This is a genomic window from Kitasatospora sp. MAP12-44 (assembly GCF_029892095.1).
Classification (GTDB): Bacteria; Actinomycetota; Actinomycetes; order Streptomycetales; family Streptomycetaceae; genus Kitasatospora.
Map to the genome: position 1 here is coordinate 4,862,597 of NZ_JARZAE010000004.1, position 23,276 is coordinate 4,885,872.

General features: G+C 69.6%; 17 protein-coding genes. 11 read left to right on the forward strand and 6 right to left on the reverse strand.

Annotated features, from left to right (window positions below; translation table 11 throughout):
- Positions 1–163 precede the first annotated feature (163 nt).
- The 3 genes from P3T34_RS22790 to P3T34_RS22800 are packed head-to-tail and all read right to left on the reverse strand — an operon-like array spanning position 164 to position 3,971.
- Positions 164–1,225 (reverse strand): ATP-binding protein, encoded by a 1,062-nt coding sequence (locus tag P3T34_RS22790; RefSeq protein ID WP_280667892.1) that lies wholly within the window; start codon positions 1,223–1,225, stop codon positions 164–166.
- A complete protein-coding gene (locus P3T34_RS22795; protein WP_280667893.1) occupies positions 1,222–3,216 on the reverse strand; it encodes a Mu transposase C-terminal domain-containing protein in 1,995 nt (664 codons plus the stop codon). Before P3T34_RS22795 ends, P3T34_RS22790 begins: the two co-directional genes overlap by 4 nt.
- Before the next feature lie 41 nt (positions 3,217–3,257).
- A complete protein-coding gene (locus P3T34_RS22800; RefSeq protein ID WP_280667894.1) occupies positions 3,258–3,971 on the reverse strand; it encodes a TnsA-like heteromeric transposase endonuclease subunit in 714 nt (237 codons plus the stop codon).
- A gap of 268 nt (positions 3,972–4,239) precedes the next feature.
- On the opposite strand from P3T34_RS22800, the gene P3T34_RS22805 reads away from it, so the two are divergent.
- Both P3T34_RS22805 and P3T34_RS22810 read left to right on the forward strand, forming a co-directional pair.
- Positions 4,240–5,013 (forward strand): hypothetical protein, encoded by a 774-nt coding sequence (locus tag P3T34_RS22805; RefSeq protein ID WP_280667895.1) that lies wholly within the window; start codon positions 4,240–4,242, stop codon positions 5,011–5,013.
- Positions 5,014–5,055: 42 nt separating this feature from the next.
- Positions 5,056–6,438 (forward strand): HEPN domain-containing protein, encoded by a 1,383-nt coding sequence (locus P3T34_RS22810; protein WP_280667896.1) that lies wholly within the window; start codon positions 5,056–5,058, stop codon positions 6,436–6,438.
- Positions 6,439–6,547: 109 nt separating this feature from the next.
- Here the strand turns inward: P3T34_RS22810 and P3T34_RS22815 are convergent, their stop codons facing one another.
- A complete protein-coding gene (locus P3T34_RS22815) occupies positions 6,548–7,345 on the reverse strand; it encodes a DUF5677 domain-containing protein (protein WP_280667897.1) in 798 nt (265 codons plus the stop codon).
- A gap of 704 nt (positions 7,346–8,049) precedes the next feature.
- Here P3T34_RS22815 and P3T34_RS22820 point away from each other — a divergent pair.
- The 3 genes from P3T34_RS22820 to thpR all read left to right on the forward strand — a co-directional run bounded on the left by P3T34_RS22820 (position 8,050) and on the right by thpR (position 10,705).
- Entirely contained in the window at positions 8,050–8,487 is a 438-nt protein-coding gene (locus tag P3T34_RS22820; protein ID WP_280667898.1) for a MarR family transcriptional regulator, read from the forward strand.
- Positions 8,488–8,806: 319 nt separating this feature from the next.
- The gene (locus P3T34_RS22825) at positions 8,807–10,093 is read left to right on the forward strand and encodes an MFS transporter (RefSeq protein WP_348534756.1); all 1,287 of its coding nucleotides are present in this window, start codon (positions 8,807–8,809) and stop codon (positions 10,091–10,093) included.
- 36 nt (positions 10,094–10,129) lie between these two features.
- Positions 10,130–10,705 (forward strand): RNA 2',3'-cyclic phosphodiesterase, encoded by a 576-nt coding sequence (gene thpR, locus P3T34_RS22830; protein WP_280667900.1) that lies wholly within the window; start codon positions 10,130–10,132, stop codon positions 10,703–10,705.
- A 176-nt stretch (positions 10,706–10,881) separates the two neighbouring features.
- On the opposite strand, the gene serC is transcribed toward thpR, so the two are convergent.
- Both serC and P3T34_RS22840 read right to left on the reverse strand, forming a co-directional pair.
- Entirely contained in the window at positions 10,882–12,003 is a 1,122-nt protein-coding gene (gene serC, locus P3T34_RS22835) for a phosphoserine transaminase (RefSeq protein ID WP_280667901.1), read from the reverse strand.
- 156 nt (positions 12,004–12,159) lie between these two features.
- A complete protein-coding gene (locus P3T34_RS22840) occupies positions 12,160–13,260 on the reverse strand; it encodes a citrate synthase 2 (protein ID WP_280667902.1) in 1,101 nt (366 codons plus the stop codon).
- A gap of 358 nt (positions 13,261–13,618) precedes the next feature.
- Here P3T34_RS22840 and pdxH point away from each other — a divergent pair, with 358 nt between their 5' ends.
- From pdxH to P3T34_RS22870, 6 genes are all read left to right on the forward strand, one after another.
- Positions 13,619–14,269 (forward strand): pyridoxamine 5'-phosphate oxidase, encoded by a 651-nt coding sequence (gene pdxH, locus P3T34_RS22845; protein WP_280672304.1) that lies wholly within the window; start codon positions 13,619–13,621, stop codon positions 14,267–14,269.
- Between the two features lie 90 nt (positions 14,270–14,359).
- Positions 14,360–17,998 carry an FxSxx-COOH system tetratricopeptide repeat protein gene (fxsT, locus tag P3T34_RS22850; protein ID WP_280667903.1) on the forward strand — a complete coding sequence of 1,213 codons (3,639 nt, stop codon included), beginning with the start codon at positions 14,360–14,362 and terminating at the stop codon, positions 17,996–17,998.
- A 300-nt stretch (positions 17,999–18,298) separates the two neighbouring features.
- The gene (gene fxsA, locus P3T34_RS22855; RefSeq protein WP_280667904.1) at positions 18,299–18,478 is read left to right on the forward strand and encodes an FxSxx-COOH cyclophane-containing RiPP peptide; all 180 of its coding nucleotides are present in this window, start codon (positions 18,299–18,301) and stop codon (positions 18,476–18,478) included.
- A gap of 33 nt (positions 18,479–18,511) precedes the next feature.
- Positions 18,512–20,953: an FxsB family cyclophane-forming radical SAM/SPASM peptide maturase gene (locus tag P3T34_RS22860; RefSeq protein ID WP_280667905.1), complete on the forward strand. Its 2,442-nt coding sequence runs from the start codon at positions 18,512–18,514 to the stop codon at positions 20,951–20,953.
- A gap of 4 nt (positions 20,954–20,957) precedes the next feature.
- Complete coding sequence (locus P3T34_RS22865) at positions 20,958–21,782, forward strand: AAC(3) family N-acetyltransferase (protein WP_280667906.1); 825 nt, start codon at positions 20,958–20,960, stop codon at positions 21,780–21,782.
- 129 nt (positions 21,783–21,911) lie between these two features.
- On the forward strand, positions 21,912–23,237 hold the full coding sequence (locus P3T34_RS22870; protein ID WP_280667907.1) for a TIR-like protein FxsC: 1,326 nt from the start codon (positions 21,912–21,914) through the stop codon (positions 23,235–23,237).
- Positions 23,238–23,276 lie beyond the last annotated feature (39 nt).

Consider the following 23,276-nt stretch of genomic DNA (forward strand, 5'->3'; position numbering starts at 1 on the left):
CCAGCCCAGCGGGGCACCAGTGACTTCACGAGTCGGGGCGGCTTGGTGCCGTTGGCTGCCGAAAGGCGGTGGAGATAGGCGCCGAGAACCTCGCCATGAACAGGTGGCAGAGGAACTGGTAGGCGTCGAAGAGATGCTAGCCAAAGTTTCGAAGCGTTCACGGTCAGGCGGCCGACCGGACCTTGTGGACGCGCTTCTTACGCGGCGGCTCGGGCTGGGGCTGATGAGCCGACAGGTCCAGGTCGACCTCGTCGAGCATGGCCTTCGTGATTCTCTCGGTGCCCGTCGTGACGGCGTCGACCGCAGCCTCGCGGACGAGGTGGGAAAGACTGCCGATCAGCCCGCTGGTCCGTTGATGGAGGTAGTCGTCCATCGCAAGCAGGGTGCCAACCGGGTGGTTGTGCAACCGTAGGGCGCCTTCCAAGGTGGCGACCAGTGCCTGCCATTGCTCCCGGTCGGTTCGGTTCTGGTAGCCGAAGCGGTGGGAGCGGATTACGGAGTACCGGCCGGCGATCTGCTGGCCGCGGGTACCGAGGAACAAGCCGCTGGACTCGACGTCGATCCCAGCCAGAACGAAGGTGGCGGGAATCCGCTCGGAGAGGTACTTCAGCTGGTCGGAGGCTTCCGCGCCTGACCTGGTGGCAAGGTTGAGATTGTGGATCTCGTCCACCAGGACCAGAGTGGTGCTGAGTGTGCCAAGCAGGTCGCAGACGGCGTTGGTGATCTCGATCTGGTTCATCTTGTGGTGCAGCGGGATCCCGAGGAAGCGTGCGAACTCGCCGGCGAGCATCTTCGGGGTCGCAGCCGGAGGGACGGTGACGTAGACGACTGGCAGTGCACTTGCGGCGGTCGGAATCCGGCGCCTGGTCAGCTGTTCATGGTTCTTTCCCAGCTGGGTGATGGCCGTGGTCTTCCCTGTCCCAGATGAGCCAGTGACGATCAGCCCTCTGCGTGCGGACACCTGGTGTCGGTTGAGGACGATGCGCTTCCGCCCAGAGGTGACAACCTGTCGGATCGTGGGGGTGGCGACGATAACCAGGCGGGAGTGGTAATCGATCCGAGCCTCCTCGTATGACAGTAGCTCGGCCGGTGACAGCGCGATCGTTCCAGGGCCGATGACTGGCGGCGAATCTGGGCTCTCATCTACGAATGCTCTCCAGCCCTCCTTGGTCGTGAGAGGCCAGTGCATCTCGCCAGTTGGGTCTGGCGCGGGTCGGACGGTCACGAACGGCTCCCGTCGGTGAAGGCATCGAAGACACCAAATGGGATCACGTTCGATGGCGGTTCTGAAGTCGGCCCGTCATCGTCACTGGAGTCGGATGGGCTTGGAATAGTTTGGGTAGGCCGGGAAGGCGACACCGCCTTGGTGCGGGCAGCGACCTTACGATCCGGACCCTTCTCCGCCCTGGTCAGCAACTGCTGGACAGCGGCGGCGACGGCGGCCTGATCGGTGTCGTTCATGCCCTTCAGTGCGAGTAGTTCGCGGGCTCGGCGCCAGGTGAAATCCGCGAACGGGACGGCCAGCAGATGGCGGTGAGTCCACGGAACGGTGATCCATCGCTCTGTGCGAGCGTCGCGTAGCCAGACTTGGGACAGGTCGTACGGGTCGTAGTGGACCTCCCAGAGCCCGCCCTTTGAATCGATACCGGAGTGGCGGCGCCGGAGCGGGTTGAGTTCCGCGCAGTTGTAGGTGCGGTGGTCGATCCGGACGCCGTATTCGTTCACAGCCCGCCAGGTGAACGGAAGCAGTTCCAGGTAGTCGTCGCCGCTCAACGGGACTGGCAGATAGCCGGTCCGGGCCACCAGTAGTGCGTAGGCATCGTTCGGGGACATTGCTCGGCCAGGAAGGAACGGGCTACGCAGTCCTTCGTGTGGACGCTGCTGCCAACATGCCACGATCCACTCCTGGAACAGGTCGTCCAGCTCAGCCAGAGTCCAGACCGCTCTGACATCTTCCCCGCGGCGGTCGACGTTCGAGCCGACGTAGCCGGCTACGTGCTGGCAGAACAGGGTGTTGATGGAGGAGAAGGTGCGCTCTACCACTGCCTTGTCAGTCGGAGTGGCCGGCCTCGACGGCTGGACGGAGATCCCCAGCGACCGGCAGGCCGCGATGAAGGTATCGGAGACGAACACCTTGCCGTGGTCGATTCCGATCGTCTCGGGCACGATCACCGGCTTTGCGGCGGCCTGCTCCAACCGCGCGTCGAGGCCCAGCAGCCGGGCATGCGGGATCAGCGTGGCCGACATCCGCAGGGCATCTGCCCAGCCAGGCCGCATAGGCTCGGGCACGAGGGTCTTGGCCAGCAGCAATGCGGCGTCCACTGCCTTGGTTCCCGTTGGCCGGAGCACGGCTGCACAGATCGTCCGCGTCGCCAGATCAACAGCGATGCTCAACTCTGGCCGGCCGGTCACCCCGTCGTCCAGCACCACAAGGACATCCAGCGGAGTCGTATCGATCTGCACCATCTCGCCAGGACGGCAGGCCGCGGACGGAGTGAACACTCCGTCCGGTCGCCGTGCCTGCGAACGGCGCGAAGCCGCCGAGCCGAAGCTATGCGCGCCCTCGCTCACCGCTGCAACCAGGCGGTAAAACGCGGACTTTGACGGCATCGGCACCCCGTCGGGGCCGTGCCGGTTTGCGAGTAGCTGCTGCACCTGGCGCCGCAGCCTGCTCCGGGTGCCCGTGGAATCCTGCACCTGAGCAGCAAGAACTTCCACGATCGCGGCTACTACCCGTGCGTCTGTCCGTCCGGTCGGTGAGGAGAGGCGCGTCTTGCGATGGTCGACCAGGCCCCACAATCCCTGCTGTCGGTAGCGCTGCCGCATTCGCTGAACCGTGGCCGTGCTTACCGACCAACCCATGCCTTGCAACTCAGCGGCCTTGCTTGCGACCCGCTCGCCGACCGTTCTGAGGGCTGGGTCATATTCCGGTCGCGGCGCCGCGTCCGCCGGAGCATCCGCAGGGAGCCCGCGTTCCACCTCGGTCAGGTGCGACTCCCACTCCGCCGCTCTCGTTGCCGCTTCCGGTGGGACGGTGTCGAGTAACGCGAACGGCGTGATCCGCCCGCGTGCTGACCCACCGTCGACGAACTCGAAACCATCAGTCGACAGAAGATGGGAGAAGAGGATCAGGCTCGCCATCCCGGCCTCGCTGACCAACCGCACCGTTGTACCAGTCAGGCCCGCCACCGTCTGCAACTGTCCGTCCAGTCGCACGCGGTCCCCGACCCGCAAGGCGCCAACTCCCGCACGGCCCGTCACCGGCCACGCACCCGGGTAACCAGCGTGGTATCCGTCAGCGGTCGGGACAAGTCCGCTGTCAGTCGCCCCCGCCAGAGCAGATGGAACACCGCGGGCAGCACTTCCAGGAGCTCTCCCACCAGCTCGGCTTGGCCGACCAAGGCTGACGGTGCTTCGAACGCCGAAAGGACCGCAGCGGTCAGGTCGGCAGATGCCCCGTGCCGAGGATGCCGGTAGCCGGCCAGCCACCGCACGTTTGCCATCCGAACCGGGTCCACCGCACCAACCAGTCGATAGCCCCACCCCACCGCCTCGCAGGCTGCTTCCATCGCCGCGAACGACTCCGCTGATCGGTCGTCGATCCGCTCCACCGGTCGGCAGTCGATTACCAACCCGCGGCCGTCCTCGATCCGCGCGAAGTAGTCCGGCGCGTGAGAGCGCACCCGCTTAGCTGCAGGCCAGAACAGCCAGAACGGCTGCGAGGCAAACCCCGTCACCTCTGGAGCGAAGTCCAGCAGAATCGCGTGGTCCCGCTCCAGCCATGACTCGAAGCCGACATGTGCGCCGGTCGTCGCCGCCCAGTACAAGCCTGGGAAGTGCCGTTGCCCTCGATACGAGGGAAACGGCCGTACTGGCTGAACCCTTGCGAACTCCACTACTGACGCAACGTCAGGCAATTGCGCGCGATGCTCGCCCTCCGCATCGAGCCAGGCCACCTCGAAGTCGCCCACGCTCGGTGGCGCCGTCCCTGTCAGACCACGCAGACTCATGGGCTTCACTCTGCAGAGAGGGAAGAACTAGTTGGGGGGTTCGGGACCCAAACCGCTCATGTGAGTGATCGGAGCTCCCGCGGGGGCAGGAACCGGTGGTACCCACGCGGCCATACGAGTCCAGGACCCTGTCGGGGATGACGTTACGCAAATCCACCTGTCCAACTCGGCGGTCCTACGGGACTATGAACCTGTGCCAAAGCCTGGAGCGATCGCCCGAGAAGACGCCGTGCTCAAGCTGGTCTGCGATTCCTTGACCAACGAGCAGCGGAAGCTCACGGTGGCTGATCGGCCTGACCGCCCGGGGGGTAACAAGGGCAACGTCACGGTAGATGCGTTGATCGAGGTAGTTGAGAGCGGCTCGACTCGGATGTGGGCGGCGGATGTCTGCCTTGCCTCCAAGAAGTTCGACCCTCGCACCCCGGCTGCGATGGCGGCCCTGAAGCGCAGTCTTCTGCCGCGCCTGGAGGTCCTGGCCGCCGAGGTCGGCCGTGCCGTCATGGTTGGTTGCAGGCCCTACGTCCGCTCAAGCGACCGGAACCCGAAAGAATGGGCAGCTCTGATGGTCGAGTACGAGCAGAACATCTACGACCGAGTCTGGATGGCAGCGCGTCGGGTTTCGGGTATGTGGCACGACGCCGAGGTCGGCATCAGTTGGCAGGGGGAGGGTTCGACCTTCCCGTGGGGCCGCGTGATGCTGAGTTATTACGACGCTAGGATAAACGAAGGGTTCCGGTTCTCTGAAGCCGTGCACAAGAAGCTTGAGAATCAACTACCCCGAGCGCGCGCAGCTGGGTATCCGACATTGCTGATCCTGGATCAAAAGGCACCGGACTACGTGGACTGGGTCATCAATAGCGAGCCGACGCCGTTCGATATCGGTCAGGGCTTGGCATTCTCTACTTCGTACCTGAAAGCCAAGCTGGACGCGGCGGTCCTGGTTAACAGTGATGACAGCGTGCACGAGGTGTACGGGAAGGTCAGCTGCGAAACTCAGGACTAGGACGATCTGCAAATAGGCTTGAGGACTGAAAAGGGGTGACTCGTGGAGCCGTTTGAGGTTCAGGGAACATGGTGGGTACCCAAGCGTAAGCAGCATCTCAAAGCCACCGGTAGACTCACGTACACACCTGCTGGCGGCTGCAGCCTGGAGGTATTCGGTAAAGAGCTTGATCAGGATACCCCTGTCTATGTCCCGATCCTGCATGGAGATACTGAGAGCGGGCCCATGACGCTCATCGGGTGTGTCTTCGAGCGGTCGAAGGCAGACAGCTCCAGTCGTCACGCCGGACAGGTGTACAACTGTGAGGCTGTAGTCCGTGGCGGTCACGTGACTCGAAACTCGCTGTATGAAAGCGCAGTTATAAAGGTTCGCCACCTTAATGGCTGGGCACAGATTGGCAGAATTTCCATGGTGTGGGGTCACCAAGTGGGAAAGTCTGGAGTGGGTGTCTTCTATGAGGATGGGCAGGCGGCACATGCAACCCTGACCGACGGCTCGGAGGTCTGGCTAAGCAGCCAACGCAGCCAAAGCTTTTCTGGCACCCATGCGGCGAGCGTCAATGCTGATCGGCATTTCAGAGTAGGCTTCGGCTCGCCAAAGACGCTTGACCAAGTTGTTGATGAGTACGTCACCCCGCTGGTGAACCTCCTGACGCTGGTGGTTGATGCGCCCTCATCTCTGATTAGCTTGCAACTCCAGCCATGGAGTCGCCGACGCGTGACACTGCGAGGGCAATATCAGGTCGGCTACAAGGTGCCCCTGCTGGATAGCGCCGAATACTCTCTCGCTCATCTTGCCACTCAAGTTATTCGATATGATGATTTCGATTTCGCTAAGCAGTTGCCGGCCTGGTTCGATGCGTCTGCAAAGTTGCGTGGCATTCACGGCCTTCTCTTCGGGCTTCGTCAGGCGACTGATATGCCAGTCCATAATAGATATCAGAATTCAATTACGGCCGTCGAGGGGTTGCATCGCGCAACCCATGTTTCTCGGCGTATGGAATTTAGCCTAAATAATCAGGAGGGTCGAGCTTGGCTGGCGACACTTCCGGAAGGTGAGCGGAGCCTAGTAAAAGCGAGATTCAGCCAGTACATGAATGATCCGAGTTTGGGTGACCGGCTGACCGAGCTCGTTAGCAAGGCCGGCGTGGCGTTCTCCTGGGTGGTTACGAATCCGCAGAAATGGGCGGCTCTGGTTAAGAATACGCGCAATGACGTCACTCATCCCGGAGAAAAGCCAAGAGTTGAAATCAGCTCCTCCCAGATGTCCGTTCTGGCCGAATCGGTGGCCTTGCTTGCCAGCATCAGCTTCCTTGTCGACCTCGGGTTCACGCCAGTTGATCTCCAGCCCAAGCTTGAGCGCTCCGTGCGCCTCAAAATTCTCGCGCAGGATATGCGTACACTCTTGCCTAAGCTGTACGCATAGTCGGAACTTGTCTCACGGAGTATCAGTCGCGCCCTTATGAACGGCCCATAAGCAAGGGGTGTTCGGTTCTATTTCGCGCGCTCGCTTTTCTCGTTCGCGGTGGGATCCCTTACTTGCCCTTCGCGCGGTTCGGGAGAAGCTGGGCTCCTTCCAAACCGAAGTCCTGCATAACCTTATTTATGTCTGACCGCAGCGGGTCGCCATCCAGCAGTGGGCTCATGACCAAGGCGGCCTGCAGCAGGGCGAGAGCGAGCTGAATGATGTCTGCGTAGCCCAGCGATTCAGCCGTTGGGCGAATCTGGTAGGCGCCGTCATCCATCCGCTCCACATAGGCGCTCGCAGTGAAGATGCTTGTGTGTGACAGTCCAGAGAGGTGCGCGTAGACCGGGTACAGCTCCGGCGAGCCATAGCGGTCGAGCATGTCGTGGACGTTGCCCAGCTCGTGCTTGAGTTTGTTGTGCAGGGTCTCCTCCGCTGGCGTGCGAGTGATCGTCACCCGCTGGGCCGCGTACTCGTCCATCGCTTTGCGGTACTCCGCGGCGTTGGGCCAGCCGGTTGCCGCCAGCTTGTTGTAGAGCTTCTCCCGCGCCTCGTCGCCAAGGGCAACCAGGGCGCCCAGCGCGGGTTCGCCGTTGTCGACCAGCCAGTGCAAGGCGTAGGCGTGGTTGAAGATGTTCCGCATCAGCGGGGCGACCTCGACGGTGAAGCCGGCATCGAGCAACTGCATGACACCCTCGGAGGTCCGGCAGATCAGTCGCCACCAGCTGTAGGCGGGTGGGAACACCGTCTGCTTTTCCGCCAGGACTGTCGCCCCGGTGGCGGTTGCGTCCTCGGCTGCCTTTAGTAGTCGGATGGCGGCTGATCGGGCGAGCTCCGCCGATTTCTGATCATTCATAAGGCTTGTCACGGCAAGACTTTAGATGCTCCAAGCAGCCCGGCGTGAGCACTTATTCAATCTGGCAGCGCACGTGGGCGGGCGGTGGCTTGACACATCACTGCTGGGATCACTTCAAGCGGTCAGAGCTCTCGATGAGCCCTATGCGTTCGGTCGGCCGAGCGAGAACCCGCAGGTCGTCGAAGATGAGGTGAGAGGTGCAAGGCTGCCACTCGGGGTGCGCTCCAGCACAACTCGCGCTCGGCACGCGACGGCTCGGCGTCAGGGACTCGCCGCGCTTCCTTGATCGCCGTGATGGTCTCGGTCTTGTCGATCGGCAGCAGCCGGCCGGGTGGCGGCTCGGGCGCGGCGCAGTGGCCCGGGAACAGTGCAGTCCCGGCGGGTCTCGGTCGGGGGCGAGGGCTGCACAGGGCGCTGACTTGATTTCTAGCTCGGTCTGTTGGCACCGCTGGAGGATCACCCCCGGCCTGCGGCCGCTACCGCCGCTGCGACTGGTACGAGTCAGCGCTGCCAGGCCAAGTGAAGCACCAGTGGGCAGGCCGGGCAGCAGCTCGGCTGCTGCCCGCTCGGATCAGATCCGCTGGAACTGTGCAGATAGCCGCGCAGGTAGACCGGGACTCGGTCAGTCCTGCTGGGAACGGACAGTGACAGGGGTCACTGGGGCATAAGGGCTTACTGATTTTCGTTAGACAGAGTAATGACGTAGTCTAAGGATCATGCCCGCCGAGATGTCCGAGGACGACCTCGCAGCTGTCAGCCAGCTGCGTTCGTCCGTGATGCGCCTGTCCCGCCGCTTGCGGCACCAGCATGTCGAGCAGTCGCTCAGTCCGACGGAGATGGGCGTGCTGGGCACGCTGGCTCGGTGTGGGAGTGCCACGCCGGGGGAGTTGGCGCGGCGGGAGCATGTGCAGCCGCCGTCGATGACGCGGATCATCGCGATGCTGGAGGAGAAGGGCCTGGTGCGGCGCGAGCCGCACCCGGACGACCGCCGGCAGGTGGTGGTCAGCATGACGGAGCAGGCCGAGGAGATCCTCAACGAGAGCCGCCGGCGGCGTAACGCCTGGCTCGCGGAGTTGGCCTCCGGGCTGACCGAGGAGGAGTGGGAGGCGGTCCGAGCGGCCGCGCCCGCGCTGTACAAGCTCGCTCGGCTGTAACGAGTAGTACGAGTAGTAAGAGCAGGGCCGAACAAAGGGGAGACGCATCACCGCAGCAGGAAGCATGAGTAAGACCAGTAGCGCGGCCACAGCCGCGCACCGAGGGGAGAAGCACGTGACACCGCCGGCCGCAGCCAGCGCCGCAACCCGTCCCGACGACACCACCACCCAGACCTCGAACACCCCGGTACCGGCGGCCACCGCCGCGGTGCCCACGCCGGTGAACCTTCCCGGCGACGACGACCCCTGCGAACGGGCCGCGACGGCGCCCACCGTCGCATCCGGCCCCACGGGGGCTCACTTCACCCGTCCGGGGGGAATGTTCTCCTCCCTGAAGGTGCGTAACTACCGGTACTTCTTCGCCGGACAGATCGTCAGCAACACCGGCAGCTGGATGCAGCGCATCGCCCAGGACTGGCTGGTGCTGAGTCTCACCGGCAGCCCGCTCGCGGTCGGCATCACCACCGCCATGCAGTTCCTGCCCACCCTGCTGCTCGGCCTCTTCGGCGGCGTGCTCGCCGACCGGATGCCCAAGCGCCGCCTGCTGATCGTGACCCAGGGCACCATGGGCCTGCTGGCCCTCGGACTGGCCGCGCTGACCATGACGGGCGTGGTGACCGAGTACTACGTCTACGCCTTCGCGCTGCTGCTGGGCCTGGTGACGGTGGTCGACACCCCGACCCGGCAGGCCTTCGTCTCCGAGATGGTGGGCCCGAAGGACCTCAGCAACGCGGTGAGCCTGAACGCGGCCAACTTCCAGACCGCCCGGCTGGTCGGCCCGGCCGTGGCCGGTCTGCTGATCGCCGCGGTCGGCAGCGGCTGGGCGTTCGCGCTCAACGCGCTCTCCTTCGCCGCCGTGATCGGCGGGCTGCTGGCGATGCGTACCAGCGAGCTGCACCCGATCGATCGGATTCCCCGTCAGAAGGGTCAACTCCGGGACGGGCTGCGGTATGTGAAGGAGCGTCCGGACCTGATGTGGCCGCTGGTGCTGGCCGGGTTCATCGGCACCTTCGGCTTCAACTTCCCGACCCTGCTCTCCGGTTTCGCCCGCGACACCTTCCATGTGGGCCCGGGCCAGTACGGCCTGCTGAACACCGCGATGGCGCTCGGCTCGCTGGCCGGCGCGCTCTACGCCGCCCGTCGCGGCGCGCCGCGGCTGCGCTGGCTGACCGCTGCGGCGCTGGCGTTCGGTGTGCTGGAGGTGGCGGCCGCGGTCGCACCCGGCTACTGGACCTTCGCGGCGCTGCTGACCCTGGTCGGAGTGTGCGGGCTGACCTTCAACACCTCGGTCAACAGTTACGTCCAGCTGACCACCGACCCCGAGATGCGCGGGCGGGTGATGGGCCTGCTGGTGCTGGTCTTCACCGGCGGTACGCCGATCGGCGCGCCGGTGGTGGGCTGGGTGACGGACGTCTACGGCCCCCGGGTCGGGCTACTGGCCTGCGGCGTGGTCTCCGCGCTGGCCGCGACGGCGGTCGGTCTGGTGCTGGCGCGCTGCGCCGACCTGCGGCTGCGGGTCGACCTGCACCGCGAGCGCACCGGACGGGTGGTGGCGTTCGTGCCGCGCACCCACGGCGGGGTACGGGAGCTGGCGCACGCCGCCTAAAGGCCCTGAAAGCGAGCGGCGCGGCAGGATGGGCTCATGAGGCTCTTCGTGGCGGTGCTGCCGCCGGACCAGGTGCTGCGGGAACTCGCCCGCGAGGTGCGCCCGTTGCGCGAGCTGCCGGGCTCCGAGCGGCTGCGCTGGACGGCGCTGGACGGCTGGCATCTCACGCTGGCGTTCCTCGGCGAGGTGGCCGAGGAGCAACTGCCCGCCCTGCGCCAGGGCTTCGCCCGAGTGGCCGGTGAACACCGGCCGCTGGGGCTGCGGCTGGCCGAGGGCGGGCGGTTCGGCGACCGTACGCTCTGGGTCGGCGTACAGGGGGACACCCGCGAGCTGCGGTCGCTGGCCGAGGGGGTGGGGGTGGCGGCGGTCGAGGCGGGCTGCGCGGGGAGCGAGTTCGACTACCACCCGCACCTCACCCTGGCCCGCGCGGGCCGCCATCCGCAGGGCTCGCGCGGCGGGCTGCGGGCGGCCGCCGCGGCGCTGGCGCAGTACCGCGGGAGCGAGTGGCGGGTGGACGGCATCCGGCTGATGAAGAGCGAGTTCACCGGCGGCCCGGCGCACTACACGACGCTGCACCAGTGGGCGCTGGGGACCTCGGCGCCGGGCGCGTAGGTGGTGCGGGTACCCTCGGGTGCTGTGGACCCCAAGACTCGTATGCGGATCGTGTCCGGCGCGCTGATGCTGCTGCTGGTGGCTGTGGTGATCGGCTCGCTGATCAAGTAGTTAGGAACAAAAGGGCCGCCGCCTCCGAAAGCGAGGCGGCGGCCCTTCGTACGAGCAGACGAGCGTCAGAGCTGGTCGACCACGTAGTCGATGCAGGCCGTCAGCGCCTGGACGTCGGCCGGGTCGATCGCCGGGAACATCGCGACGCGCAGCTGGTTGCGGCCCAGCTTGCGGTACGGCTCGGTGTCCACGATGCCGTTGGCACGCAGTGCCTTGGCGATCGCGGCGGCGTCGATCGAGTCGTCGAAGTCGATCGTGCCGACCACCTGCGAGCGCTCCGCCGGCTCCGCGACGAACGGGTTGGCGAAGGCGGACTTCTCGGCCCAGCCGTACAGGTGCGCCGAGGATTCAGCCGTACGGGCGACAGCCCAGTCGAGCCCGCCGTTGCCGTTCAGCCACTCCAGCTGGTCGGCCAGCAGGAAGAGCGTCGCGATCGACGGGGTGTTGTACGTCTGGTCCTTCGAGGAGTTGTCGATCGCGGTCGGCAGGTCGAAGAACGGCGGGATATAGCGACCCGAGGCGGCGATCTCGGCGGCGCGCTCCAGCGCGGCCGGGGAGAAGGCCGCCAGCCACAGGCCGCCCTCGGAGGCGAAGGACTTCTGCGGGGCGAAGTAGTAGACGTCCGTCTCGGTGATGTCCACCGGCAGGCCGCCGGCGCCCGAGGTGGCGTCCACCAGTACCAACGAACCGTCACCTGCGGTGCCCGCCGGGCGATGGATCGGCATCGCGACACCGGTCGAGGTCTCGTTGTGGGTCAGCGCGTAGACGTCCACGCCGGCCTCGGCGACCGGCAGCGGGTGGGTGCCCGGCTCGGTCTTGATGACGCTCGGGTCGGCCAGCCACGGGGCCGCCTTGACCGAGGAGGCGAACTTGGAGGAGAACTCGCCGAAGTTCAGGTGCTGCGACTTCTCGCGCACCAGGCCGAAGGCGGCGATGTCCCAGAAGGCGGTGGAGCCGCCGTTGCCGAGGACCACCTCCCAGCCGTCGGGAAGCGAGAAGAGACTGCTCACACCCTCGCGCACGCGCTTCACCAGGCTCTTGACCGGAGCCTGGCGGTGCGAGGTGCCGAGGAGCGAGGTACCGGTGGCGGCGAGGGCACTCAGGGCCTCGGGGCGCACCTTGGACGGTCCGCAGCCGAAACGGCCGTCTGCGGGCTTGATGTCAGCGGGGATCTGGATGTCAGCCACCAGCGCAGCCTACTGCCCCGTATGCCCGCTGTCCGTCGTTTGTCCGGTCGTTGAGATACGACCTGCGGGTCGTTGAGATGCGACGCGCGCCCGGTCCAGGCTCCCGCGAGTCGAGCGGTAGCCGGGGCCGGGCGCAGCAGGTGCTCAGCAGGTGCGTCAGTGCGCGATGGACTCGAAACCCTCGACCTCGCGCGGGCTGCGCGGGCCGGGGCCGATGTAGCGCGCGGCCGGGCGCACCAGGCGGCCGGTGCGCTTCTGCTCCAGGATGTGGGCGGACCAGCCGGCCGTCCGGGCGCAGGTGAACATCGAGGTGAACATGTGCGCCGGGACCTCGGCGAAGTCCAGCATGATGGCGGCCCAGAACTCCACGTTGGTCGCCAGGACGCGGTCCGGGCGGCGGTTGTGCAGCTCCTCCAGGGCGGCCTTCTCCAGCGCCTCGGCGATCTCGAAGCGCGGCGCGCCGAGCTCCTTGGCGGTGCGGCGCAGCACGCGGGCGCGCGGGTCCTCGGCGCGGTAGACGCGGTGCCCGAAGCCCATCAGGCGCTCGCCCTTGTCGAGGGCCTGCTTGACCCACTTGGTGGCGTCGCCGGTGCGCTCGATCTCCTCGATCATGCCGAGCACGCGCGAGGGGGCGCCGCCGTGCAGCGGGCCGGACATCGCGCCGACCGCGCCGGAGAGCGCGGCCGCGACGTCGGCGCCGGTGGAGGCGATGACGCGGGCGGTGAAGGTGGAGGCGTTCATGCCGTGCTCGGCCGCCGACGTCCAGTAGGCGTCGATCGCCTTGACGTGCTTGGGGTCGGGCTCGCCGCGCCAGCGGATCATGAAGCGCTCGACGACCGTCTCGGCCTTGTCGATCTCGCTCTGCGGGACCATCGGCAGGCCCTGGCCGCGCGCGGACTGCGCGACGAACGAGAGCGCCATGACGGCGGCCCGGGCGAGCTCGTCGCGGGCCTGCTCGGCGCTGGTGTCCAGGAGCGGCTTGAGGCCCCAGACCGGGGCGAGCATGGCGAGCGCGGACTGCACGTCGACCCGGATGTCGCCGGAGTGCACCGGGATCGGGAACGGCTCGGCGGCCGGCAGGCCGGGGTTGAACTTGCCGTCCACGAGCAGGCCCCAGACGTGCCCGAAGGAGACGTGTCCGACGAGCTCGTCGATGTCAACGCCGCGGTAGCGCAGCGCGCCACCCTCGCGGTCCGGCTCGGCGATCTCGCTTTCGAAAGCGACGATTCCCTCAAGCCCGGGTACGAAATCGGACATCAGGCGGCTCCTCAGTGACGCGACAGGCCTCCCGCCGTGGTGGGGGCGGGCGTGGCCAGTGACCGTTGGTGGATGGCACTCGGTGCCAGAGTGACAGGCACTGGGTGCATTGCGCCATACACCACCACGGTGATGTTCCCCAATGGGCCGCTTTACCTGCCGCCGGGCCCGGTCGCAGCCGGGTATCTTCCGGTGCAAAGCCGGACATTGGGGACAATTCCCCGATGGGCGGATGATCAAGCGGTGGCGAGACACCATATCTCTCGATGTCGAGATTCCATAGGCGGAGCGCCGTTCGCTGCTTGTCGTACGGGATGATGTTGGCGTGCAGACCCCGGAACGCGCCCAGCCCGCGCCCCTGAGTACCGTGCCCGACCTCGCGCAGAAGCGCCGCCAGTACGCCCTGGCGGGCCTGGCCGAGGACGACCTCGCTGCCGACCCGGTGAGCCAGTTCGCCCGCTGGTTCGCCGACGCGGAGCAGAGCGGGCTGATGGAGCCCAACGCGATGGTGCTCTCCACCGCCGACGCCGAGGGCCGGCCCAGCTCGCGCACCGTCCTGCTCAAGGGGCTCGACGACCGCGGCTTTGTCTTCTACACCAACTACGGCTCCCGCAAGGGGGTCGAGCTGGCGGCCAACCCGAACGCCTCGCTGCTCTTCCCCTGGCACCAGATCGACCGCCAGGTGATCCTGGTCGGCTCGGTCGAGCGGACCGGCCGGGACGAGACCGCGGCGTACTTCCGTACCCGCCCGCACGGTTCGCAGCTCGGCGCCTGGGCCAGTGAGCAGTCCAGCCCGGTGGCCTCGCGCGAGGTGCTGGAGCAGCGCTACGCCGAGTTGGCCTCCCGCTACCCGGAGGGCGAGGGGGTGCCGGTGCCGCCGTTCTGGGGCGGCTTCCGGGTGGTCCCGCGCACCGTCGAGTTCTGGCAGGGCCGGCCGAACCGGCTGCACGACCGGCTGCGCTACACCGCCACCGCCACCGGCTGGGTGGTGGAGCGGCTCTGCCCGTGAGATCTCCGGGACCATGAACTCCCGTTCCCTACACATACCTTGGCCGGCGAGGCACACTGAAACAGGGGGGTCGGTGGCCAAGGGGGAGTCTTGGAGCCTTATTTCTTTCTGAGTTACGCACGGGTGGACGACGACGGCACGGCGATCGGCACCTTCTACCAGGACCTGCGGGCCGAACTGGCCGCCCGCGACCCCGAGGCGGCCACCCAGCCGAGCTTCCGCGACACCGAGCGGATCTTCCTGGGCGCCGACTGGGAGCGGGTGCTGGCCAACGCGATCGCCGGCTGCCGGGCGATGGTGGCGCTCTACTCGCCCGCCTACTTCGCCAGCGTCTACTGCGGCAAGGAGTGGACGGCGTTCCGCAGCCGGGTCACCGCGTTCCAGGCCGACACCGGGTGGGACGCGGGCGCGCTGCTCCCGGTGCTCTGGGAGCCGCTGCCCGGTGGCCCGCCCCCGCCGGCCGACGAAGTCCAGTACCGCGTACCGCAGATGGGCGAGCGCTACGCTGAGGTCGGCCTGCACCAGCTGATCCGTGAGGACCCGCACGGCGCGGAGTACCGCACGGTGGTCGAGGTGCTGGCCGGCCGGGTCCGCCAGGCGGCCGGCCGGGTGCGGCTGCCCGGCCTGCCGGGCCTGAACCTGCGGGAGTTCCAAGGAGCTTTCCCGGTACGGACGACGGGCCAGCCGCCGGTGCTGCGTACGGTCGAGGTCGGACCGGCCGAGCAGCGCGAGCCCGCCCGGGTGGGCGCCGACGTGCCGCGCCACGTGTTCGTCAGCTACGCGCCCGCCGAGCGGATGTGGGCGGAGTGGGCGGCGACCGAACTCACCGCGCTGGGCTACCGGGTGTCGCTGCACGGCATCGCCGCCCCGCTGCGCGGCCGCTCGGCCGAGGCGGGCTGGGCGGCCAAGGGCACCGGCCGGGTGCTCGCCCTGCTCTCCCCCGACTACCTCCAGTACGCCCGATCGGGTGAACTCTGGCGCGCGCTGGCCGGCCGCGAAGTGGCCCCCGGGATCCCCGCGTTGATCCCGCTGCGGGTCAAGGAGATGGACCAGGCGCTGCCCCGGCTCTTCGCCGAGCAGCCCGTCCGCGACGTGGTCAGGACCTCCGCCGCCGACTCGCTCGCCCGGCTGACGGCCGCCGTCGGACGCCTGCCGCCCGGGCAGGTACCGCCGACGGACGGCCCGGCGCCGGTGCGCCCCTGGCGGGTCGGCTTCCCCGGCGAGCTGCCGCCGGTGCTCGACTGCCCGGCGCGCAACCCCGCCTTCACCGGCCGCGACGAGGAGTTGGAGGTGCTGCGGAACGGCTTCGGCAACGAGCCGGCCACCAACGTCCAGGTGCTCTTCGGCCTCGGCGGGGTGGGCAAGACGCAGACCGCCACCGAGTACGCCCACCGGTTCCGCTCCGGCTACGACGTGGTCTGGTGGATCCCGGCCGAGCAGATCGAGTTCGTCGGCCCGCGACTGGCCCAACTGGCGCCCAGGATCGGCCTGGAGGGCGCGGACGACAGCAGCGACACGGCCAGCCGGGTGCTGGCCGCGCTGCGCGCCGGGCGCCCGTACGGCCGCTGGCTGCTGGTCTTCGACAACGCGGGCGCCCCCGAGGAGCTGGCCGGCTGGCTGCCGACCGGCCCGCCCGGCGGGCACGTCCTGATCACCTCGCGCGACCCGGCCTGGGCCCGGCACGCCGGACAGGTCGAGGTCGGCGTCTTCCGCCGCCCGGAGAGCCTGCTGCTGCTGCGCCGGCTCAACCCCGGGCTGGCCGTCGCGGCCGCCGACCAGGTGGCCCGCAGCCTGGGCGACCTGCCGCTCGCCATCGCGCAGGCGGCGGCCTGGCTGCAGGAGAGCGGCATGCCGGTCGCCGGCTACCTGGAGCTGCTGGAGGCCACCCTGACCGAGATGCTGGAGCGCACCCGGCTTCCGGAGGGCGACTACCCGCGCTCGGCCGCGGCGACCTGGTTGCTCTCCCTGGAGGAGCTGCGCCGCACCAACGCCCGGGCCGCCGAACTGCTGGAGCTCTGCGCCCACTTCGGCCCGGACCCGATCCCCACCAAGGCGCTCTTCAGCCCGCTGATGGCCCGCCGGCTGCGGCTCAGCCACGACGACGCCGGGGCCAGGATGGAGATCGGCGAGCTGGTCCGCACGATCCACCGCACCGGCCTGGCTCGGGCCGACTCCAGCAGCGCCTCGCTGACCGTGCACCGGCTGGTCCAGGCGGTGATCCGGGACCAGGTCGCGGTGGAGCGCCGGGCGGACGTCCGCCGCACCGTCCAGCTCACCCTGGCCGGGGCCGGCCCGCAGGAGCCCGACCTGGTCGGCAACTGGGACGGCTTCGCCGAGCTGCTGCCGCACCTGTGGCCGTCCGGAGCGGCGAGCAGCGAGGACCCGGAGGTGCGCCAGTGGATCATCAACTCGGTGCGCTACCAGTGGAAGCGCGGGATGGACCAGGCGGCCCGCGAGCTGGCTGAGCGCACCCTGGAGCAGTGGGACCGGATGGCCGACGACGGCTCGGGGTCCGGGCGTGCCGGCGATCCCTACCCCGGCATGCTGAGCCTGCAGCTCGCCAACGTGCTGCGCTCGCAGGGCGAGTACCGCGAGTGCCACAACATCGACCACGAGGTGGTGCTGCGCTTTCGCCGCGAGCTGGGGCCGCGCCACCCGCAGACCCTGATCGCCTCCAGCGGTCTTGCCGCCGACCTGCGGGCGCTCGGCCGGTTCGGCGAGGCGCGCGAGCTGGACCGGGCCACCGTGGAGACCGCCGAGCAGGTGCTCGGCAAGTCGCACCGGCGGTTCTGGATGATGGCCAACAACCTGGCCCTCTCGGAGTTCCTGGTCGGTGATCGGCAGCTGGCCCTCGACCTGCACCGGCGGGCCTACCGCCACCAGCACCGGGTGCTGGGCGCGGCGAGTCTCGACACGCTCTCCTCGGCCAGCAGCTACGCCCGGCTGCTGCGCGAGAAAGGCCAGCTGCGCGAGTCGCTCGGCCTGCTGGAGGAGACCGTGCAGATCTACCGGCGCACCATCGGCGAACGGCACACCGACGCGCTGTGGGCCCGGCGCAACCTCGCGATGACCCTCTACCGGCTCGGGCGCCTGGCCCAGGCCCGGGAGCTGGGCGGCGAGGTCTACCGCGGCTGCACCGAGGTGCTCGGCCCGCAGAGCCCGGACACCCTGGCGGCGGCCGGCAGCTTCGCGGCCGCGCTGCGCGCGCTGGGCGAGCACGGGCAGGCGGTGCGGATCGCCGGCGAGACCTACCGCCAGTGCCGCCAGCAGTTCGGCGAGCGGCACCCGATGACCGCGGCGGTGGCCGGCAACCTCGCCGTGCACCTGCGGGCGACCGGGAAGACCGGCGAGGCCAGGGCGCTGTCCCAGGAGGCGCTGGCCAAGCTCCAGGCGGCGCTCGGCGCCGACCACCCGTACCTCGGCGCGGTGATGGTCAACCACGCCACCGACCTGGCCCTGGACGGCGACCGGTCCGGCGCCGCCCGGCTGGGCCGGCGCGCCAGCGAGCTGCTCACCGGGGCGCTCGGTCCCGACCACTACGACAGCCTCACCGCGCAGTCCAACCTCGCCCTCGACCTGGCCGAGGCGGGGCTGCGGGACCGCGCCGAGCGGCTGCGGGCGGAGTGCGCGGACCGGGCCGAGGGGGCGCTCGGCGAGGGGCACCCGATCACCCGGGCGGTGACGGCCGGGCTGCGCCTGGACGCCGAGCTGGAGCCGTGCGTGATCTGACCGGGTGAGTGCCGGGGTGACCATCGGGGTGAGCATTTCTACGCCGGATGACGTAGTGCCGGTTAACCCGGATGGGTGGTTGTGTCGTTCGACCTGCGGGGGTGCCGGGGCATGCGCTGAAGCGTCCGCGCAGCTCGCAGGAGCGCGTCCGGTTCAAACCAGCGCAAAGGGCCCCGCGCCGGGGCGTGCATAATCACCCGCCGCGCCACTAAATTGGGCGCTCGGGTGTCGTGGATCCTCCCGATGCTCTACCCACACCCGATGCCTTTGAAGCGCATCATTTCTGAGGGGAACTCAGATATGCCCACCACTGCGTTGGACGTCAAGCCCGTGGAGCAGAGCGAGCAGCCGGTCGGCCGGATGCCACTGGACAAACTGTCGGCGCTGGGTGCGGACCGGATCGCCGCGGCGTACGCCCGCGCGCTGCCCGCCGAGGAGGCTGGCCAGGTCGCCGTGGCGGCCTTCAACTCCTCGATCTGAGGGGCCGGTAGTCGCAACCGAACCCCCTGTGACATGACGCACCCCCTGGTGCCCTTCTCGCAGTTCGTGCTGAAGGTCCACAGCCGATGTGACCTCGCCTGTGACCACTGCTATGTCTACGAGCACGCGGACACCAGCTGGCGCGGTCGGCCCAGGGCGGTCGCCGCCGAGGTGCTCGACCAGGCCGCCGCCCGGATCGCGGAGCACGCCGCCACCCACCGGCTGCCGGCCGTCCATGTCGTCCTGCACGGCGGGGAGCCCCTGCTCGCCGGCCCGGTGCTGCTGCGCCGGGCCGCGACGAGTCTGCGCGCCGCGCTGCCGGTCGGCTGCGCGCTGGACCTGCGGATCCACACCAACGGCGTCCGGCTGGACCGGGCCTTCTGCGAGCTCTTCGACGAGCTGGACATCAAGGTCGGCATCTCGCTGGACGGCGACCGGGCCGCCAACGACCGCCACCGCCGCTATGCCGACGGCCGCAGCAGCCACCGCCAGGTGCTGGCCGCCGTCGAGCTGCTGCGCGAGCCGCGGTTCAGGCACCTCTACGCCGGGCTGCTCTGCACCATCGACGCCGAGAACGACCCGATCGCCGTCTACGACGCGCTGGTCGACCTGGCGCCGCCGCGGATCGACTTCCTGCTGCCGCACGCCACCTGGGACGTCCCGCCCAAGCGCCCGCCCGGCGCGGCCGAACATCCTTACGCGAGCTGGCTGCTGGCCGTCTACGACCGCTGGCAGGCGCAGGGCCGCCCGGTCCCGGTGCGCACCTTCGACTCCGTGCACCGCACCCTGCGCGGGCAGTCCAGCCTCACCGAGTCGCTCGGCCTGGACCCCGCGGACCTGGTGGTGATCGAGACGGACGGCGCGTTCGAGCAGGCGGACAGCCTGAAGACCGCCTACGACGGAGCGCCCGCCACCGGCTTCGACATCTTCGCCCACAGCCTGGACGAGGTGGCCCGCCACCCTGGGATGATGGAGCGTCAGTCCGGCCTGGCCGGGCTCAGCGCGGTCTGCCGGGCCTGCCCGGTGGTCCGCAGCTGCGGCGGCGGCCTCTACGCGCACCGCTGGCGCAGCGGCACCGGCTTCGACAACCCGTCCGTCTTCTGCGGAGACCTCATGGAGCTCATCGGCACGATCCGGGACCGGGTCGCCCCCGCCGCTCCGGTGCTGCCCGCCCAGCCCGTCCCGGTGAACACCGGCGAGCTGACCGAAGGCCAGCTGGGCCAACTCGCCCGCGGCTACGGCGACGCCGACACCGTCCGGGCACTGGCCGCCGCCCAACTCGAGCTCAATCGGGGCCTGCTGGCCGCCGTCGCGGACCGGGTCGGGCCCGCCGCACCGGCCGGCGCGTGGGAGCTGCTGACCGCCCTGGACGCCGAGGCGCCGCAGGCGCTGGACGCGGTGCTCGGGCACCCGTACCTGCGCGGCTGGGCGACCGGCTGCCTGCGCGGCGAGGCCGGCGCCGGGCCGGGCGTGCTGGCGGAGATCGCCGCCGCCGCCGCGCTGCGCGCCGGGCGGACGGACGAGGTGGCCGTCCCGCTCCGGGGCGGCGCCGTTCAGCTGCCCACGCTGGGGCGGCTGCCGGCCGAGGGCGAGGGCCTGGCGCTGGTGCGCGGCACGGCCGGCGGCTGCACGATCCGCACGCCCGGCGGAGAGAGCGTCCAGGTGCGCTGGGACCGCCCTGCGGACGGCCGTTGGCAGCCGGTGCGCCGGGTGCGGCCGGCCGGCTGGACGCTCGCCCTGGAGGACACCGACCCGCACCGCGACAGCCACCAGTGGGCCGTCGAGGAGCGGCTCGACGAGGCGGCCGTGGCGGACTGGACCGGCTCCCTGCGGGAGGCCTGGGAGCTGATCCAGCGCGAACTGCCCGACTACGCGGCGGGCATCGCGGCGGGCCTGCAGATGATCACCCCGCTGCGGCCGGGACCCCCCGGGCGGGACGTCAGCGCCGCCGCCCGGCAGGCCTTCGGCGTGGTCGCGATCGCCCGGCCGGCCACCGCGCCGATCCTGGCGCTGCTGGTCGCGCACGAGTTCCAGCACGTCAAGCTGGGCGCGGTGCTGGACTTCCACGACCTGTACGACCGGAGTGACGAGGGCCGCTACCGCGCCCCCTGGCGCCCCGACCCGCGCCCGCTGGAGGGCCTGCTGCAGGGCACCTACGCGCACCTGGCGGTGACCGAGTTCTGGGGCGCCCGGGTGGCCGCCTACGACGGCCTGCCGAGCGAGGCGGCCGAGCACGCCCGGCTGCAGCTGGCCACCTGGCGGCTGCACACCGACCAGGCGATCGACAGCCTGCTCGGCTCCGGCGCGCTCACCCCGCTGGGCGAGCGGTTCGCGGCGGGCATGCGGGCCACCGTGGCGCCCTGGCTGGACGTCCCGGTCGGGCCGGCGGCCGAGACGGCCGCCCGGCGCGCCGCGCAGGCCGACCTGGACGCGTGGCAGGCCCGGGCCGCGGTGCCCGCGGCCGCCGGGTCCTGAGGCCGTGTACTCCGTCGAGCAGCTGACCGGCCAGCTGGGCGCGCTGGGGCTGTCGGAGCGCACCGGGGTGGTGCTGGTGCACGCCTCGCTGCGCTCGGTCGGCCCGGTGGCGGGCGGCTCGGCCGGGCTGCTGGCCGCACTGCGCGCTGCGCTGGGCCCGGCCGGGACGGTGCTGGCCTACACCGCGACGCCGGAGAACTCGGAGACCTCGCGGCTGTACCGCGAGGCGACCGCCGGTCTGGACGCCGCCGCGCTGGCGGCCTACCGCGCCGCGATGCCGGCCTTCGACCCCCTGCGCACGCCCTGCTCGCCGACCATCGGCCGGCTCTCCGAGGAGCTGCGGACCACCCCGGGCGCCCTGCGCAGCGCGCACCCGCAGACCTCCTTCGCCGCGCTCGGCCCGCTCGGCCGCACACTGCTGGCGGACCACCCGCTCGCCTGCCACCTGGGGGAGCGCTCGCCGCTCGGGGCGCTCTACCGGGCAGGCGGCTGGGTGCTGATGATCGGCGCACCGCTCACCGCGTGCACCGCCTTCCACCTCGCCGAGTACCGCGCGCCGGGGGTGGCCAGCAAGCGGTACGGCTGCGTGGTGCGGCGCGCGGACGGCGAGCGCGGCTGGGAGCGGTTCGAGGGCCTGGACGTCGACGACCGGCACTTCCCGCGGATGCTGCGGACCGTCCGGCCCCGGCTCGGCGAGGCCGGCACCGGGCGGCTGGGGGATGCCTGCGCGCTGCTGATGCCGATGGTGCCCGCCGTGGATGCGGCGCTGGAGTGGCTCGAAGCGCGCGTGGGCGCGCGGTTGGCGAGTCCCGCGGTGGCCTTGAGCTGATCCGGCCAAAGCGCTGACAGCGGTCGCCGTGCTGACGCATGATCAGGGTGGGTTGGAGGCGCTATTCCCCTGGGGAAGTCCCCCTTCCTAGACTGGACAGGCCATCGGACGGGCCCGGGGGAGGCGCGGGTGAACGACGCTGAAGGCGGGCGGACGGCCTCGGCGAAGCCGCACTTCTTCCTGAGCTACGCGCATATGCCGCCGGTCGGCTCGCGCAATCCCAATCTGCGGGTCACCCAGTTCTACGAGGACCTCTGCGAGGCGGTCCTGCAGCTCACCCCGCTGCCCACCGCCGAGCCGGTCGGCTTCATGGACGAGACCATGCACCAGGGCGACAACTGGGCGGCGAAGATCTCCGAAGCCCTGGCCACCTGCCGGGTGTTCGTGCCGCTCTACCACCCGCGCCTGTTCCGCAGCACCCCGTGCGGTCAGGAGTGGTACACCTTCGCGCAGCGCTCGGCCGGCGCCCCCGGCGGTCCCGCGCACAACACCGCGATCGTGCCGGTGCTCTGGGTGGGGATGCGGGAGGGCGCGCTGCCGCCGGTGGCCAGCGCCGTGCAGTTCAACCACTCCAGCTTCCCGCGCGCCTACGCCGAGGACGGGCTGTACGCGCTGATGGCCCAGCGCCACCACCAGGGCCTCTACGAGCAGGTGGTCTACAAGCTGGCCCGGCGGATCGTCGACGTGGCCTTGGAGACGGTCGTCCCGGTGGCCGAGCCGGTCGACTTCACCAGCAACCCCTCGGCCTTCCCCTTCGGCTCACCCGCCGACGAACTCACCATCGCGGTCCTGTCGTTCAAGGACTCCGAACTGCCGCCGCAGCGCGATCCGGCCTACTACGGCCCGCGCCGCACTGACTGGCAGCCGTACGTCCGGGGCGGCGACTCCGCGCTCGCCGAGAAGGCCGCCCAGCTCGCCCGGCAGTGCGATCTCAACCCCACCATCTACGAGTTCGACGCCGAGGCGGCCCGGCTGATGGAGCTGGAGCGGCCGATCGGCCCCGGCGTGGTGCTGGTCGACCGCTGGGTCCTGCATGATCCCGAACGGCGGGAGCTGGTCCGGGAGTTCGCCCGCCGCAACCCGGCCTGGGTGACCGTGGTGGAGCCCTGGAACCGGGACGACCCGCAGTGCGTGGCCGAGAACGGTCCGCTCTCGGCGCTCAGCGACGAGGTGCTGCGCCAGCGCGCCCGGCCCGCCAAGCCGTCCTTCCGCACGGCCGCCCCGGACGGTGGAGACTCCGAAGGGGTCGCCACCGCACGGGAGTTCGGCCTGCTCTTCCAGCATGCCGCGATCCGGGCGCAGAAGGCGTTCAAGGAGCGGGGCCTGGCCAGGCCATTCGGCACCGGCGAGGCAAGACCCAGACTGCGCGAGGCCTTCGGGCCTGCCCCACGACCACCCGTGATCCGGTCCGCAGAGACCGACGAGGACGACGACGGAGGATCCCATGACGGTTGACCGGACCCGTAACCTCCGGGTGGGTGGGCGGAGTTCGAC